This is a genomic window from Brevundimonas sp. EYE_349 (assembly GCF_023147505.1).
Lineage (GTDB): Bacteria > Pseudomonadota > Alphaproteobacteria > Caulobacterales > Caulobacteraceae > Brevundimonas.
This window is the reverse complement of sequence record NZ_JAHXPB010000001.1, coordinates 232,388-246,774: the sequence shown is the minus strand read 5'-3', so window position 1 is coordinate 246,774 and position 14,387 is coordinate 232,388. Positions and strand designations below refer to the sequence as shown.

11 protein-coding genes are annotated in these 14,387 nt (G+C 65.5%); all 11 read right to left on the bottom strand.

Features of this window, described 5'->3' with window-relative positions:
* Window positions 1–4: 4 nt before the first annotated feature.
* The 11 genes from bamA to dnaE all read right to left on the bottom strand — a co-directional run bounded on the left by bamA (window position 5) and on the right by dnaE (window position 14,319).
* Window positions 5–2,449, bottom strand: coding sequence for an outer membrane protein assembly factor BamA (gene bamA / locus KZX42_RS01330; RefSeq protein ID WP_248116339.1), 2,445 nt, complete (start codon window positions 2,447–2,449; stop codon window positions 5–7).
* A gap of 29 nt (window positions 2,450–2,478) precedes the next feature.
* Window positions 2,479–3,696, bottom strand: a complete 1,218-nt coding sequence (locus KZX42_RS01325) for an RIP metalloprotease (RefSeq protein WP_248116337.1) — start codon at window positions 3,694–3,696, stop codon at window positions 2,479–2,481.
* A 24-nt stretch (window positions 3,697–3,720) separates the two neighbouring features.
* Window positions 3,721–4,917 (bottom strand): 1-deoxy-D-xylulose-5-phosphate reductoisomerase, encoded by a 1,197-nt coding sequence (gene dxr / locus KZX42_RS01320; protein ID WP_248116335.1) that lies wholly within the window; start codon window positions 4,915–4,917, stop codon window positions 3,721–3,723.
* Window positions 4,914–5,732, bottom strand: a complete 819-nt coding sequence (locus tag KZX42_RS01315) for a CDP-archaeol synthase (RefSeq protein ID WP_248116333.1) — start codon at window positions 5,730–5,732, stop codon at window positions 4,914–4,916. The genes dxr and KZX42_RS01315 overlap by 4 nt, the downstream gene beginning before the upstream one ends.
* Window positions 5,732–6,490, bottom strand: coding sequence for a polyprenyl diphosphate synthase (gene uppS, locus KZX42_RS01310; RefSeq protein WP_248116331.1), 759 nt, complete (start codon window positions 6,488–6,490; stop codon window positions 5,732–5,734). Before uppS ends, KZX42_RS01315 begins: the two co-directional genes overlap by 1 nt.
* Window positions 6,491–6,527: 37 nt before the next feature.
* The gene (gene frr, locus KZX42_RS01305) at window positions 6,528–7,085 is read right to left on the bottom strand and encodes a ribosome recycling factor (RefSeq protein ID WP_248116329.1); all 558 of its coding nucleotides are present in this window, start codon (window positions 7,083–7,085) and stop codon (window positions 6,528–6,530) included.
* A gap of 40 nt (window positions 7,086–7,125) precedes the next feature.
* A complete protein-coding gene (gene pyrH, locus KZX42_RS01300) occupies window positions 7,126–7,860 on the bottom strand; it encodes a UMP kinase (RefSeq protein ID WP_248116327.1) in 735 nt (244 codons plus the stop codon).
* A 127-nt stretch (window positions 7,861–7,987) separates the two neighbouring features.
* A complete protein-coding gene (gene tsf / locus KZX42_RS01295) occupies window positions 7,988–8,929 on the bottom strand; it encodes a translation elongation factor Ts (RefSeq protein WP_248116325.1) in 942 nt (313 codons plus the stop codon).
* 110 nt (window positions 8,930–9,039) lie between these two features.
* On the bottom strand, window positions 9,040–9,948 hold the full coding sequence (gene rpsB / locus KZX42_RS01290) for a 30S ribosomal protein S2 (RefSeq protein WP_248116323.1): 909 nt from the start codon (window positions 9,946–9,948) through the stop codon (window positions 9,040–9,042).
* Between the two features lie 226 nt (window positions 9,949–10,174).
* Complete coding sequence (locus KZX42_RS01285; RefSeq protein ID WP_248116321.1) at window positions 10,175–10,771, bottom strand: DUF4142 domain-containing protein; 597 nt, start codon at window positions 10,769–10,771, stop codon at window positions 10,175–10,177.
* 95 nt (window positions 10,772–10,866) lie between these two features.
* A complete protein-coding gene (gene dnaE, locus KZX42_RS01280) occupies window positions 10,867–14,319 on the bottom strand; it encodes a DNA polymerase III subunit alpha (protein ID WP_248117252.1) in 3,453 nt (1,150 codons plus the stop codon).
* Window positions 14,320–14,387: the final 68 nt, after the last annotated feature.

Sequence of the window (14,387 nt, the reverse complement as noted above, 5' to 3'; positions counted from 1 at the left end):
GCGATTAGAACTGGGTGGAGGTCGAGAAGCGGAAGGATTCGGTCTTGTCGTAGTCTTCCTTGGACAGGACCTTGGAGATGTCGAAGCGGATCGGACCCATCGGCGACTTCCAGTGGATGCTGACGCCGGCCGACGCGCGCAGCGACAGTTCGTCGGCGATGTTCGGGTTCACCGTCCCGGTGGAGGTCAGCTTGTAGCGATCATCCAGCACGCCCAGCGTACCGACATCGGCGAACAGCGACGTCTTGATGCCGTACTGCTCGGGCAGATAGTTCGGCACTGTCAGCTCGACCGTGCCGATGGCGTAGAAGTTGCCGCCCAGCGCATCGGTCGTGTTCAGATCGCGCGGCCCCATGCCGGCTGTCTCGAAGCCGCGGAAGCTGTTCCCGCCCTTGAAGAAACGATCGTTGATGCGGATCGGATCGCCGTTCCAGCCGCTGACATAGCCGGTTGAACCCTGCAGGCTGACCACCCAGTTGGGCGTGAACCCATAGTACCAGCTGGCGTCCGCCTCGGTCTTCACATAGTTCACGTCGCCGCCCAGACCGGCCAGATCCTGACGCAACGAGCCAGCCCAACCGCGCGTCGGCCGCACCGGATCATTGGTGTAGTTCATCTGCAGCGTATAGCCGACGGACGAGTTGATGAAGCTGCCCACCTGGTCGCACAGCGCGGACGAACCCTGCCCCACGCCAGAGCAATAGCCGAACGGAACGATGATCTCGTCCGACTTCAGGAAGTAGCGGGTGCTGAGCAGCATATTGCCGTTCAGCGGATAGGAGAGCCGCACCCCGCCGCCGGTCGAGCGGTAATCGTAGGACGAGTATTTGCTCAGGTCATAGCGCGAGTGGAACAGATCAAAGCCCGCGCGCAGGTCGCGGCCCAGGAACTTCGGCTCGGTGAAGCGGAAGTCGACCTGCTGACGCAGCGAACCCCACTCCAGTCGGGCCACCACGTTCTGGCCGCGTCCACGGAAGTTCCGCTCGGAGATGCCCAGGTTTACGGTGAATGAGTCGACCGAGCTGAAGCCCGCGCCGACCGACAGTTCGCCGGTGGGCTGTTCCTGAACGTTGACGTTGATGACCGTACGGTCCGGCGCGCTGCCGCGCGTCTCCTCAACCTTCACGTCCTTGAAGAAGCCCAGGGCGCGCAGGTTGTTGCGCGACCGCTCCATCAGGGCGCGGTTGAAGGCGTCGCCTTCCGTCAGCATCAGTTCGCGCCGGATCACCGGGTCGATGGTGCGGGTGTTGCCGACCACATTGATGCGGTCGATATAGACCCGCTGTCCCTCGGACACGTTGAAGGTCACGTCCACCGTGTCGGTGTCGGGATTGGCCCGATAGGTCGGATTGATCTCGACGAAGGCGTAACCGGCCGAACCCGCCGCAAACGTTAGGGCGTCGACCGCCTGTTCGATCTTGTCACTTTCGTACAGGTCGCCCGAGCGGATCGGGATCAGGCGCTGCAGGAAGTCGGCGTTCAGGCGGTCGTTCTGGGTGACGACCTTGACCTCGCCGAAGTTGTACTTGTCGCCTTCGTTCAGCGTCAGCGTCAGCTGGAACGCCTGATCGTCAGGCTGAAGTTCGGCGACAGAGGAAATGACGCGGAAGTCGTAATAGCCCCGGTTGGTGTAGAACTTGCGCAGTTGCTCCTGGTCGTATTCCAGGCGGTTGGGATCGTAGTTGTCGTTGTTGGAGAAGAACTTCCACCATGTCGACTTCTCGGTGACCATCACCCCGCGCACATCGCGGTCTGAGAAGGCATGGTTGCCCAGGATGTTGATCGCGCTGATGCCGGTCTGCGGCCCTTCGTTGATCTCGAAGATCACGTCCACGCGGTTCTGATCCAGCTGGACCAGCTTGGGCGTGACGGTCGCGGATATCCGGCCCTGCAGGCGATACAGTTCGACGATGGCGCCGACATCTTCCTGCACCTTGGCGCGGGTGTAGATGCCGCGCGGCGCCAGGGTGACCTCCTTGGTCAGCTTGTCCTGCGACAGCGCCTTGTTCCCCTCGAACACCACCTGGTTGATGATCGGGTTTTCCTTGATCTGAACGATCAGGTCGCCGTTCTGCACGCCCAGTTGCACATCGGCGAACAGGCCGGTGCGCGACAGGGTGCGCACCGCGACATCCAGCACAGAGGCGTCCACCGCATCGCCGGGACGGATCGGCAGGTAGGACAGAACCGTCGTCTGATCGATCCGCTGCGCGCCCTGCACGATGATGCGGTTGATCGTGATCGTCTGGGGCGCGGCGATCTCGACGCGCGGAGTCTGTTCGGCGGCGGCGCCTTGGGGAGCAGGTGTGGGCGCCGGCGTTGCGGGCGTGGCTTGCGCCGGTGCGGTCTGCGCCAGGGCGGGTGCGCCGAGGCCTGCGGCGACGGCTAGCGCCAGCAGGCTGGAACGGGCGCTCAATCGAACGGCGGCGCGAGAGGTCATGTCATTCATTCGGGAAACCATCGGGGGCTGGCGTCGGCTCAAGAGACGAGCCCGCCGAGGAATTGGAAGAGGTTGAGCTTCTGTAGGTCGTTCCACGTCGCGAACAACATAAATCCCGCCAAAAGCGCAAGACCTGCGCGATAGCCCATCTCCTGGAACCGCGCCGACACAGGTCGCTTGGCCACGGCCTCATAGCCGTAGAAAAGCAGATGCCCGCCGTCGAGGATCGGAATGGGAAGCAGATTTAGAAAGCCGATTCCGATCGAAAGTATGGCGGCCAAGGTCGTGAGCGTCAGAAGCAGATTGATCGCCATCTGACCGGGCGCCGGGCTGGCCTCGACCGCAGCGGTCGTCAGCGATCCGGTGGCCTTGGCGATGCCCAACGGTCCGCTGAACTGATCGCCGGACTCTCGGCCGGTCACCAGGCGTCCAAGATAGGTCAGGGTCGAGCCGATCACATCACCGGTCTGGCGCACGCCCTCGACCACGGCGCTGACGGGGCCATAGCGGACGTGTCGAACGTCGGCGGCGGTCGACCCCAGGCCCAGACCGATGCGGCCGACCTTGACGCGGCCGGCGACCGGGTCGTTCTCCTCGCGCCGCTCAGGCACCGCCGTCAGGTGCAACGTCTGTGCGCCGCGCTCTACCGTGAACCGCACGGGATCGCCGGTCGACAGCATGACAGTGCGCGTCACCGCGCTGCCGTCCTTGATCGCCTTGTCGTTCACGCCCGTGATCAGGTCGCCGACCTGGAAACCGGCGGCGGCAGCCGGCGATCCCGCCTGCACCTGGGCCACGCGCGCCGGACGCAGTTGGACGCCCACAGCCATGAAGACGATGGCGAAGATTGTGATGGCCAGGATGAAGTTGGCGACAGGCCCGGCGGCGACGACCAGGGCGCGCTGCCATACGGGCTTAAAGTGGAAATAGTCGCGCTCGGCGCCTGGCCCGCTCTGGGCGACGACACGCTGGCGCAGTTCGTTCAGCCCCGCCTGATCCGGCACGCTGGACGCATCCAGATCGCCGGAAAACTTCACATAGCCGCCCAGCGGCAGCCAACCCAGCCGCCACTCTATGCCGTGCCGATCAGTGCGACTGAAGACGGCCTTGCCGAAGCCGACCGCGAAACGATCCACCTTCACGCCGAAGGCGCGCGCGACCAGGAAGTGACCCAGTTCATGGATGGTGACGATAAAGGTCAGCACCAGCAGGAAAGGCACGATGTAGATCAGGATCTGACCCAGGACGCCCAGCATTCGAAAATCGTCTCCCCCGACCGATCAGGCCGCGCTCGCCAGTCCAACGATTATGGAACGGGCCATCAGACGAACCTCGGCATCGACCGACAGGGCCGCGCCGCAGGCGTCTCCAGAGCCGAAAACCATCCCCGCTTTCGTCGCACGTTCAAGGGTTTCGGCGACGACTGCGGCAATATTGAGAAAGGCCAGCGTCCGGTCAAGAAAGGCGAAGGCTGCGACCTCGTTGGCGGCGTTGAAAACGGCCGGCGCCGCGCCCCCGGCCTTCAGCGCCTGACGCGCCAGATCCAGGGCCGGGAAGCGCGCCAAATCCGGCGCCTCGAATGTCAGTCTGCCCAGCGTGGCCAGGTCCAACTGGGGCGCTGGCCAGGCGATGCGGTCCGGCCAGGCTAGGGCGCAGGCGATCGGCGTGCGCATATCCGGCGGCCCCATCTGCGCCAGAGTGGATCCATCCACATATTCCACAAGGCTGTGGATGATCGATTCAGGGTGGACCACCACGTCGATCCGATCCTGCGGCATGTCGAACAGATAGGCCGCCTCGATCATCTCCAGGCCCTTGTTGGCCATGGTGGCGCTGTCGACAGAAATCTTGGCCCCCATGCTCCAGTTGGGGTGGGCCACCGCCTGCTCCGGCGTGATCGCCCCCATATGCTCACGCGGGGTCTGCCGGAATGGCCCGCCCGAAGCGGTCAGGATCAGCTTGGACACCCGCTCGGGCGCCTCCGCCGGAAAGACTTGAAAGATGGCGGAGTGTTCCGAATCGACCGGGATCAGCCGTCCCCCTGCCCGCCTGACCCGCTCGATCAAGGCGGGACCGCAGCAGACCAGGCTCTCCTTGTTGGCAAGGGCCAGGGTCGCGCCCGTCCCCGCCGCCGCCCAGGCCGACTTCAGACCCGCGGCCCCCACGATTGAGGCCATGATCCAATCTGCCGGTCGGGTCGCCGCCTCCACGATGGCCGCCTCGCCGGCCGCCGCCTCGATGTCGGTTCCGACCAGGGCGACCCGCAGGTCGTCCAAGCGCGCCGGATCTGCGGTGACCGCCACCCTGGGCTTCCACCGCCGGGCCTGTTCGGCCAGCTTTTGGATATTGGCGCCGCCCGTCAGGGCCTCGACTTCGAAGGCCCCGGTTCCCGAGGCCTCGGCCTGGGCCATCAGGTCCAGGGTCGAGGAACCGACCGAGCCGGTGGCGCCCAGCACCGTGACGCGACGATGAATCACGCGCCACGCTCCAGCATCAGAAGCAGCAATCGCCCGGCCGCCACCACGACCACGGCGAACATCAGCCCGTCGACGCGGTCGAGCAGACCGCCGTGGCCGGGAATGGTGTTGCCGGCGTCCTTGACCCCGAACCGCCGCTTCAACGCCGACTCCCACAGGTCGCCCGCCATGGTGGCCAGCGCGGCCGCCAGGCCCAGGATGGAGCCCCAGATCACGGTCAAGGCCCCCATATCGACCCAGGTCGTCATCAAGCCGCCGGCGACCGCGCCGGCCAATATGCCGCCGATGAAGCCGGACCAGGTCTTGTTGGGCGAAAAGCGGGGCCACAGCTTAGGCCCGCCAAAGGTCGAACCGGCCAGATAGGCGACGATGTCCGCCGACCAGGCCACCGCGAACACCAGCACGGTCCAATGCAGTCCGATGGGGCTGTCGACGCCGCGCAGCCAGATCAGCAGAACGGCAGGCCATCCCAAATAGAGCACGCCATAGGCCGCATCCAACGCCTCCTGCCCTCGACTGCGGGCATAGACGCCAGCGGCGGCCGCCCCGAACACCAGCATGATGAAGGCCACCGACATCACGCCGAAATGCGCGCTGATCACGGCCGCGACGACGCCGAAGCCGACGGCCCCGCCCATCACGCGCCGGGCGTGGGGCGCGCTCATCGCCGCCCATTCGAACGCCAGAACGATGCTGGCCGCCACCATCAGAGCCAGGAACCAGACGCCGCCGGCCCAGGTCGCAGCCACGGCGGCCGGCGCCAGAACCACGGCGGATGCAGCGCGCAGCGCGATGTCGCGAGGCTTGACCGCCATCAGGCTGTTTCGCGCAAGGGCGGGACAACACGGCCGCCATACCGGCGGTCGCGCCGTCCAAAGGCTTGGATGGCCTCGGCCAGGGCCTTGGGACCGTAGTCGGGCCACAGGATGTCCTGGAAGACCAGTTCGGCGTAGGCGGCCTCCCACAACAGGAAGTTCGACAGCCGCTGCTCGCCCGATGTCCGCACGATCAGATCCAGCGGCGGCGAACCGGCCGTGGTCAGTCCGGCCTCCAGGGCCTGTTCCGTAAGGGGTTCGGTCGTCTCGCCGGCCGCCATCCGCGCCATGTGCCGACGCGCGGCGTCCACCAGATCGGCGCGACCGCCATAGTTGAAGGCGACCTGCAACAGGAACTGGTCGTTGTGCGCCGTCTGCGCCTCGGCCCTGTCGATGATGGCCGCGATGTCGGCGGGCAGCCCTTCGCGCCGGCCCAGTATCCTCAGGCGGACGCCCGCCTTCTCCAGCCGCGCCAGATCGCTGGCCACATAGGTCCGCACCAGACCCATCAGGTCCGACACCTCGTCCTCGGGACGGCTCCAGTTCTCGGTCGAAAAGCCGAAGACGGTCAGGCATTCGATGCCCAGGTCCGGAGCCGCCTGGATGGTGCGTTTCAACGCCTGCACGCCCTCGCGGTGGCCCAAGGCGCGCGGCAGTCCCCGCGCCTTGGCCCAGCGGCCGTTGCCGTCCATGATGATGGCGACATGGCGCGGACCCGCGAGGCTCGGCCCTGAAGAGGCGGCGCTGTCTGCCGTCATCTGTCGTGCGATCCCTTCAGGCCCAAGCCGTTTCGCCTCAGACCTGCATGATCTCTTGTTCCTTGGTCTTCAAGGCCTCGTCGATGCGCTTGATGGCCGCGTCCGTGTCCTTCTGGACCTCGGTCTCCATCTTCTTCTGCTCGTCCTGACTGATGTCGCCGGCCTTTTCGGCCTTCTTCAGGTCGTCATTGGCGTCGCGGCGGATGTTGCGGACCGAAATCTTCTGCTGCTCTGCGTATTTGCCGGCCAGCTTGACCAGATCCTTGCGGCGCTCCTCGGTCAGCGGCGGCACGGGAATGCGCAGGGTCTGACCATCGACAATGGGATTCAGTCCCAGGTTGGCGTTGCGGATCGCTTTCTCGACGGCGACGACCATGCCCTTGTCCCAGACGCTGACGCTGATCATGCGCGGCTCGGGCACGCTGATGGCGGCCACGGCGGTCAGCGGCGAGGCCGAACCATAGGCCTCGACCCGCACAGGCTCCAGCAGGCCGGCGTTGGCGCGGCCGGTGCGCAGGCCGCTGAACTCTTCCTTCAGGGCGGCGACCGAACGGTCCATCCGGTCGCGATAGGTCTTGAGATCGGGTTTTGCCATGGTCTTGGTCTCTCTTCGTTTTTCCTGGTCGTGCGGACGCTTAAGCGACGTCCTGAATGACCGTGAACGTGCCTTCGCCGGTCAGGGTCCGGCGAAGCGAATTGTCTTCCCGGATCGAGAAGACCACGATGGGAATGCCCGTGTCGCGCATCATGGCGATGGCCGAGGCGTCCATGACCCGCAGATCCTTGGCCAGCACGTCCTGATAGGTCAGGGTTTCGTAACGGGTGGCGGTGGCGTCCTTCTTGGGGTCGGCGGTATAGACGCCATCGACGCTGGTGCCCTTCAGCAGGGCGTCGCAGCCCATTTCGGCGGCGCGCAGAGCGGCGCCCGAATCCGTCGTGAAGAAGGGAGCGCCCACGCCGGCGGCGAAGATCACAACCCTGCCCTTTTCCAAATGACGCAAGGCGCGCCGACGGATGTAGGGTTCAGCAATGGCGGCCATCGGAATGGCGCTCTGCACCCGTGTCGAGACGCCGATCTTCTCCAGCGCCGACTGCATGGCCAGGGCGTTCATGATGGTGGCCAGCATGCCCATGTAATCGGCCTGGGCGCGCTCCATTCCTGCGGCCGCCTTGGACAGGCCGCGGAAGATGTTGCCGCCGCCGATGACCAGGCAGATTTCGATCCCCTCGGCGGCGACGTCGGCGACGGCCTTGGCGACCGTGTCCACCGTCTTCATGTCCACCCCGAACGACTGATCGCCCATCAGCACCTCGCCGGAGACCTTCAGCAGGACGCGTTTGTAGCGGAAGGTTTTGGGGGCGTCGGGCATGTGCGGAGGGTCCGTTGGCTGCTGCGCCCTTGAATCAGGCGACTTCTTATAGACGAAGGGCGCGCCGGCCATCAAAGCCGAACGCGCCCTTCTGATACAAAACCCTCACGAATGAGGGGATAGGGGCTTAGTTGCCGCCCATCATGGAGGCGACTTCCGACGCGAAGTCGGGGCCTTCGACCTTCTCGACGCCTTCACCCAGCGCCAGGCGGACGAAGCCGGCCAGATGCAGATTGGAGGAGCCCAGTTCCTTGGCCGAGTTGGCGACCAGTTGTTCGATGGTCACGTCCGGGTCCATCACGAACGGCTGCTTGGACAGCACCACGTCCTTCTGGAACTTGTTGATCTGACCTTCCACGATCTTCTCGATCATGTTTTCCGGACGGCCTTCCTCCTTGGCCTTTTCGATCAGAACGGCGCGTTCCTTCTCGATGGCGGCGGGGTCCAGGTCGTCCGTGTTCAGCGACAGCGGCGCGGTGGCGGCGACGTGCATGGCGATCTTGCGGCCCAGTTCGCGCAGAGCGGTCTTGTCGCCCTCGCCTTCCAGCGCCACCAGAACGCCAATGCGGCCCACGCCCGGCGAAACCGCATTGTGGACGTAAGTCGAAACCACGCCTTCCGACACCGACAGGCGGGCGGCGCGGCGCAGTTGCATGTTCTCGCCGATGGTGGCGATCATGTTCGTCACTTCATCCTGGACCGTCTTGCCGGATTCCAGTTCGGCGCCGTGCAGGGCCTCGACCGAGTGGTGCTCCAGGCCCAGTTGGGCGAACGACTTGGCGGCGTTCTGGAACAGCTCGTTGCGGGCGACGAAGTCGGTTTCCGCGTTGAACTCGATGGCGGCGGCGACTTCGCCCTTGCCGTCTTCCTTGGACGCCACGGCGACCAGGCCCTCGGCTGCGACGCGGTCGGCCTTCTTGGCGGCCTTAGACAGGCCCTTGGCGCGCAGCCAGTCGATGGCGGCTTCGATGTTGCCGTCGTTTTCCTGCAAGGCCTTCTTGCAGTCCATCATGCCGACGCCCGAACGCTCGCGAAGTTCCTTCACGAGGGCGGCAGTGATCTCGGCCATGTTCTTCTCCTTGGGGGATTCGTATGTGGGAACGGCCGGACTGACTTAGCCCGGCCGTGTGTCATTTCGTCAGGCGGCGTTCGAAAACCCGAGCGCCGCCCTGCGGGCCATCAGCCCGTGGCCTTCTCGGTTTCGACCGCGTCGTTGGCTTCCGAAGTGGCGGCCTGGGCCGCTTCATCGGCGACGGCCGGTTGAGCGGCGGCTTCCAGCTCGGCGGCGGCGCCTTCCGTGCCGGCCGGAGCGGCTTCAGCGGCGACCGGCGCCGAGGCTTCGCGCAGCATCGGCTCGACCGGGGCTTCCGAAGCGCCCAGGTCCACGCCCGAGGCCGAGGCGCCAGCGGCCAGACCGTCCAGAACCGCGTCCGCGATCAGGTCGCAGTAGGTCTGGATAGCGCGCGCGGCGTCGTCGTTGCCGGGCACCGGATAGGTGATGCCGTCCGGGTCCGAGTTGGTGTCCAAAATGGCGATGATCGGGATGTTCAGCTTGCGGGCTTCCTGGATCGCGATCGCTTCCTTGTTGGTGTCGATCACGAACATGATGTCCGGAATCGAACCCATGTCCTTGATGCCGCCCAGCGACAGTTCCAGCTTGTCCTTCTCGCGCTGCAAGGTCAGCAGTTCCTTCTTGACGCGGCCTTCGCCGCCGTTCTCGAGGATGCCTTCCAGTTCGCGCAGACGAGCGATCGAGCCCGAGACGGTGCGCCAGTTGGTCAGCGTACCGCCAAGCCAACGGTTGTTCATATAGTACTGGGCGCAGCGCTTGGCGGCTTCAGCGACCGGCTCGGAAGCCTGGCGCTTGGTGCCGACGAACAGGACGCGACCGCCCTTGGCGGCGACGTCGCGCACGGCCACCAAAGCTTGGTGGAACAGCGGCATCGTCTGCGACAGGTCGATGATGTGGATGTTCGAGCGCGAGCCGAAGATGTAACGGTCCATCTTCGGGTTCCAGCGGTGCGTCTGGTGGCCGAAGTGGGCGCCCGCTTCCAGCAGGGTGCGCATCGAGAATTCAGGCAGAGCCATGATCGTTCAGTCCTTTTTCCGATCAACGTGGCGCGGGGGATTAAAGGTCGACGACCCTCGGAATGGTGCGTGCCGGGATTTCTCCCCGAATCGCGCCTCACCCGCGTTGCGAAATGCGGGGGCCATGTAGGCGGGATGGCCTCGAATAGCAAGCGCTGCGTCGCGCGCAGCAGAAAGGCGGCCCCTCTCGAGACCGCCTTTCCCGATCAGCCCTAAGGCGTAATCCTTACTTCATCGCATCAAGCAGCGCTTGGGCGCGGTCGCGATGCGCGGTCACCGGGGCCACCAGTTCGCGCGCCAGCGTCGACAGGGCCGGAGCGTCCGTGTTGCCGGCGAAACCGTTAAGCAAGGTCAGGGCCTCGTTATGGGCGGCGACCTGCTGGTTCAGATAGACCTTGTCAAAGTCGCCGGGCGTGGCGGCGTTCAGGTTGTCGATCAGACCCTTGCGGCGCTCGTCCAGAGTGGTCGGGATGGCCACGTTCGGACCGGCGGTCGCGACTGCAGCGCCCAGCTTCTCGCCGGCGGCGGTGTGGTCCTTGGTGATCATGGCGGCCAGCGCCTTTACGTCGGCGTTGGTCGATTTGGCGGCGGCGATCTTGGCCGCTTCCAGTTCGTACATGTTGCTCGTGCCCAGACCGGTCACGAAGCCGTCCACGGTGTTGGCGCCCATGGTCATGGCCGAGGTCTGGCCGACGACGCCCGAAGTCGCGTCCTGGGTGGCGTTGACGGCTTCGCTGGCGTTCTGGCCGGCGCTGTCTCCACCTTGGTTGCACGCTGCGAGGAGAGCCAGCGAGGCGACGCTGGCGATGGCGAGATATTTCATTGGAACAGTCTCCCTATGGACTGACCAAACCCATCACGCGCCCGTGAGGTTCCGAAAAATCAACAGCTTGACCATAAGCTCACGCCTGCAAATCCCTATGCGTCCTCCAGCATGACCACACCCGGCGCGGATTTCAGCGCACCGCGCAATGCGCCGTCCAGGCGATAGCGTCCAGGCAATTTGACCTCGACCTCCCGCCCCTGCTCCAGCCCGGCGATCATCAGCGAAATCTCGCCGCCCTTGCCGATGGCGCCGGATCGGGCGCGCTCCAGCCGGCCCTTCAAGGCGTCGGCGTCGGCGGTTCGGGCCGAGACATGGATACGCAGGCCGATGTTGGCGTCGTCCAGCAGATTGTCCATGCGCGACGCATCGTCGCCGAAGAAACGCACCTCCCCTTCGGACGCCTTGGCGCGGACCCGCACCATGACAGAGGCGCCGGGCTCCAGCACCTCTCGGCATTTGCGCAGTTGTTCAGGCGGGAACAGGCATTCGAACTCGCCCGTCGGGTCCGAAAAGGTGACGAAGGCGAACTTTTCGCCTGTCCGGGCGCTGGCCCGTTCCTGTCTGCGCCGAACCATACCCGCCATCTGGAAGGCTTCGTGCCCCGATTCCGCCAGCGGGATGGCCTCGGCGACAAAGGTGACGCGCTTGCGTTTCAAGGCCGACGTCATCTCGTCCAGCGGGTGGCCCGACAGATAGAATCCCACGGCGGCCAGCTCGTGATCCAGCCGTTCCGGCCCAACCCAGGGTTCGACCGTCTTCAGGCGTGGGCGCGCTGCGTGAGCCTGATCGCCGCCAAACAGCGACACCTGCGACGAGGCCCGCTCGGCCGCCACGCTCTGGCAATAGGCCATCAGCACATCGGCCTGTTCGACCAACTGGCGGCGGTTGGGATGAATGCTGTCGAAGGCGCCGGCCTTGGCCAGGCCCTCCAGCGCGCGCTTGTTGACGCTGCGGGGATCGACCCGTTCGAGGAAGTCGAAGATGTCGGCGAACCGCCCGCCGGTCTCGCGCACTTCGATGACGTGCTTCATCGCCTCCAGGCCCACGTTTCGGATGGCGCCCAGGGCATAGAGGACCGCGCCCTTCGCATCGTCCCACGCCACGTCGAAGTCAGCGGACGAGCGGTTGATGTCGGGCGACAGCACCGGCACCTCGAAGCGACGCGCATCCTGATAGAAGACCGCCAGCTTGTCGGTGTTCGACAGGTCGAGACTCATCGACGCGGCGAAGAACTCGACCGGTTGATTGGCCTTCAGCCACCCCGTCTGGAATGAAATCAGGGCATAGGCGGCCGCGTGGGACTTGTTGAAGCCATAGCCCGCGAACTTGGCCACCAGGTCGAAGATAGAGCCGGACTGGCTCTCGGAGACTGACTTCTCGAGCGCGCCCTTGATGAAGCGCGCTCGCTGAAAGTCCATCTCCTCCTTCTTCTTCTTGCCCATGGCGCGACGCAGCAGGTCGGCCTCGCCCAGGCTGTAGCCCGCCAGGATCTGGGCGATCTTCATCACCTGTTCCTGGTAGATGATGACGCCATAGGTCTCGGTCAGCACCTCCTTCAGACTGGGGTGCAGATAGTCCACCTCGGCCCGACCGAACTTGCGGTCGATATAGGTGTCGATCATCTCCATCGGCCCCGGCCGGTAGAGGGAGATCAGGGCGGTGATCTCCTCGATGGAGCCGCAACGCATCTTGCGCAGGGTGTCGCGCATGCCCTGCGATTCCAGCTGGAACACCCCGACCGTCTGCCCCGACGCCATAAGTTCATAGGTGCGCGCATCGTCCAGCGGCAGCTGGTTCCATTCGGGCGCCGCGCCGCGCCGCTCCAGATAGCCCCGCGCCCGATCCAGCACGGTCAGGGTCTTCAGGCCCAGGAAGTCGAACTTCACCAGGCCCGCCGGCTCCACCCACTTCATGTTGAACTGGCTGGCCGGGATGGTCGAACGCGGGTCCTGATACAGCGGCACCAACTCGGTCAGCGGTCGGTCGCCGATGACGATGCCGGCGGCGTGGGTCGAGGCGTTGCGGTAAAGCCCCTCCAGCTCCAGCGCCGTCTCCAAAAGGGTCTTGACCGCCGGCTCGGCGTCCCTCGCCTCCTTCAGGCGCGGCTCCAACTCGATGGCCTGGGCCAGGGTCACGGGGTTGGCCGGGTTGTTCGGCACCATCTTGCAGAGCCGGTCCACCTGGCCCAGCGGCATCTGCAGCACACGCCCGACGTCGCGCAGCACCGCCCGCGCCTGTAGCGTGCCGAACGTGATGATCTGCGCCACCCGGTCCTTGCCGTAGTGGGCCTGGACATAGTCGATCACCTCTTCGCGCCGCTCCTGGCAGAAGTCGATGTCGAAGTCGGGCATGGAGACACGTTCGGGGTTCAGGAACCGCTCGAACAGCAGGCCGAACCGCAACGGGTCCAGATCGGTGATGGTCAGGGACCATGCCACCAGCGAACCGGCGCCGGACCCCCGCCCAGGCCCAACCGGAATGCCGTGGGTCTTGGCCCATTTGATGAAGTCCGACACGATCAGGAAGTAGCCAGGGAACCCCATCTGCTGAATGATCCCGACCTCCCACTCCAGCCGAGACCAATATTCCGCCTCGGGCACGGCGGGATCGACCTGAGTCAGGCGGACTTTCAGCCCCTCACGCGCCTGGTGAGCCAGTTCGTCCCCCTCTGACCGCCCTGCCCCGGTGTCGAAGCGTGGCAGGATCGGGGCGTGGGTCTGCACCAGGAAGGCGCAGCGCCGTGCGATGTCGATGGTGTTGTCGCAAGCTTCCGGCAGGTCGGCGAACAGGTCACGCATCGCCTCCGCCGACTTGAACCAGTGTTCTCCCGTGATGCGGCGACGGTCCTCCTGGCCGGTGAAGGCGCCGTCTGCGATGCACAGCAGGGCGTCGTGCGACTTCGCCTGGGCGGCCTTGGCGTAATAGACATCGTTGGTGGCGACCAGCGGGACGTCGTTGGCGTAGGCCCATTCCACCAGCCCCGGCTCGGCCCGGCGTTCATCGTCCAGGCCATGGCGCTGAAGCTCGACGTAGAACCGGTCGCCGAACGCGGCCTTCATCTCCGCCAGCGTCCCGACGCCCTCGGCGGTCTTTCCCTGGGCGAACAGCGGGTCGACCGGGCCGTCGGGGCCGCCAGACAGCAGGATCAAGCCTTCGGATCGCGCCACGACCTGGTCCCAGGCCACGCCCGGCTCGGCCATTTCGCCCGCGTCCAGATAGGCCGAGGACGACAGGGCGCACAGGTTCAGCCAGCCCGTCATATCCTGCGCCAGCAGAACAACGGTCGGCGTCTTGGCCCAGCGCGCATTGACCTGGCCGCCGACGCCTACGACCGGCAGGGCGCAGGCCACGATGGGCTGGACGCCGGCATCCTTGGCTGTCTGGCTGAACTCCAGCGCCCCGAACAGATTGGCCCGGTCCGCCACGGCGACGGCGGGCATACCCGCGTCCGCCGCCAGCTTGCCAACCTTGCTGGCCTTGATCGCGCCTTCCAGCAGCGAATAGGCCGACCGAACCCGCAGATGCACGAAACCCTGGCTCTTCATCCGCTGGCTCACTGGCTCTCCGTCTGGGCGACGCAACGTCCGCCTATCATCACCCTAAAGCGAGTCTC

Bases quoted from the DNA above. Each gene is read 5' to 3' on its own strand.
- bamA (WP_248116339.1), bottom strand. From the start codon at position 2,449: ATGAATGACATGACCTCTCGCGCCGCCGTTCGATTGAGCGCCCGTTCC.
- KZX42_RS01325 (WP_248116337.1), bottom strand. From the start codon at position 3,696: ATGCTGGGCGTCCTGGGTCAGATCCTGATCTACATCGTGCCTTTCCTG.
- KZX42_RS01315 (WP_248116333.1), bottom strand. From the start codon at position 5,732: ATGGCGGTCAAGCCTCGCGACATCGCGCTGCGCGCTGCATCCGCCGTG.
- uppS (WP_248116331.1), bottom strand. From the start codon at position 6,490: ATGACGGCAGACAGCGCCGCCTCTTCAGGGCCGAGCCTCGCGGGTCCG.
- frr (WP_248116329.1), bottom strand. From the start codon at position 7,085: ATGGCAAAACCCGATCTCAAGACCTATCGCGACCGGATGGACCGTTCG.
- pyrH (WP_248116327.1), bottom strand. From the start codon at position 7,860: ATGCCCGACGCCCCCAAAACCTTCCGCTACAAACGCGTCCTGCTGAAG.
- tsf (WP_248116325.1), bottom strand. From the start codon at position 8,929: ATGGCCGAGATCACTGCCGCCCTCGTGAAGGAACTTCGCGAGCGTTCG.
- rpsB (WP_248116323.1), bottom strand. From the start codon at position 9,948: ATGGCTCTGCCTGAATTCTCGATGCGCACCCTGCTGGAAGCGGGCGCC.
- KZX42_RS01285 (WP_248116321.1), bottom strand. From the start codon at position 10,771: ATGAAATATCTCGCCATCGCCAGCGTCGCCTCGCTGGCTCTCCTCGCA.
- dnaE (WP_248117252.1), bottom strand. From the start codon at position 14,319: ATGAAGAGCCAGGGTTTCGTGCATCTGCGGGTTCGGTCGGCCTATTCG.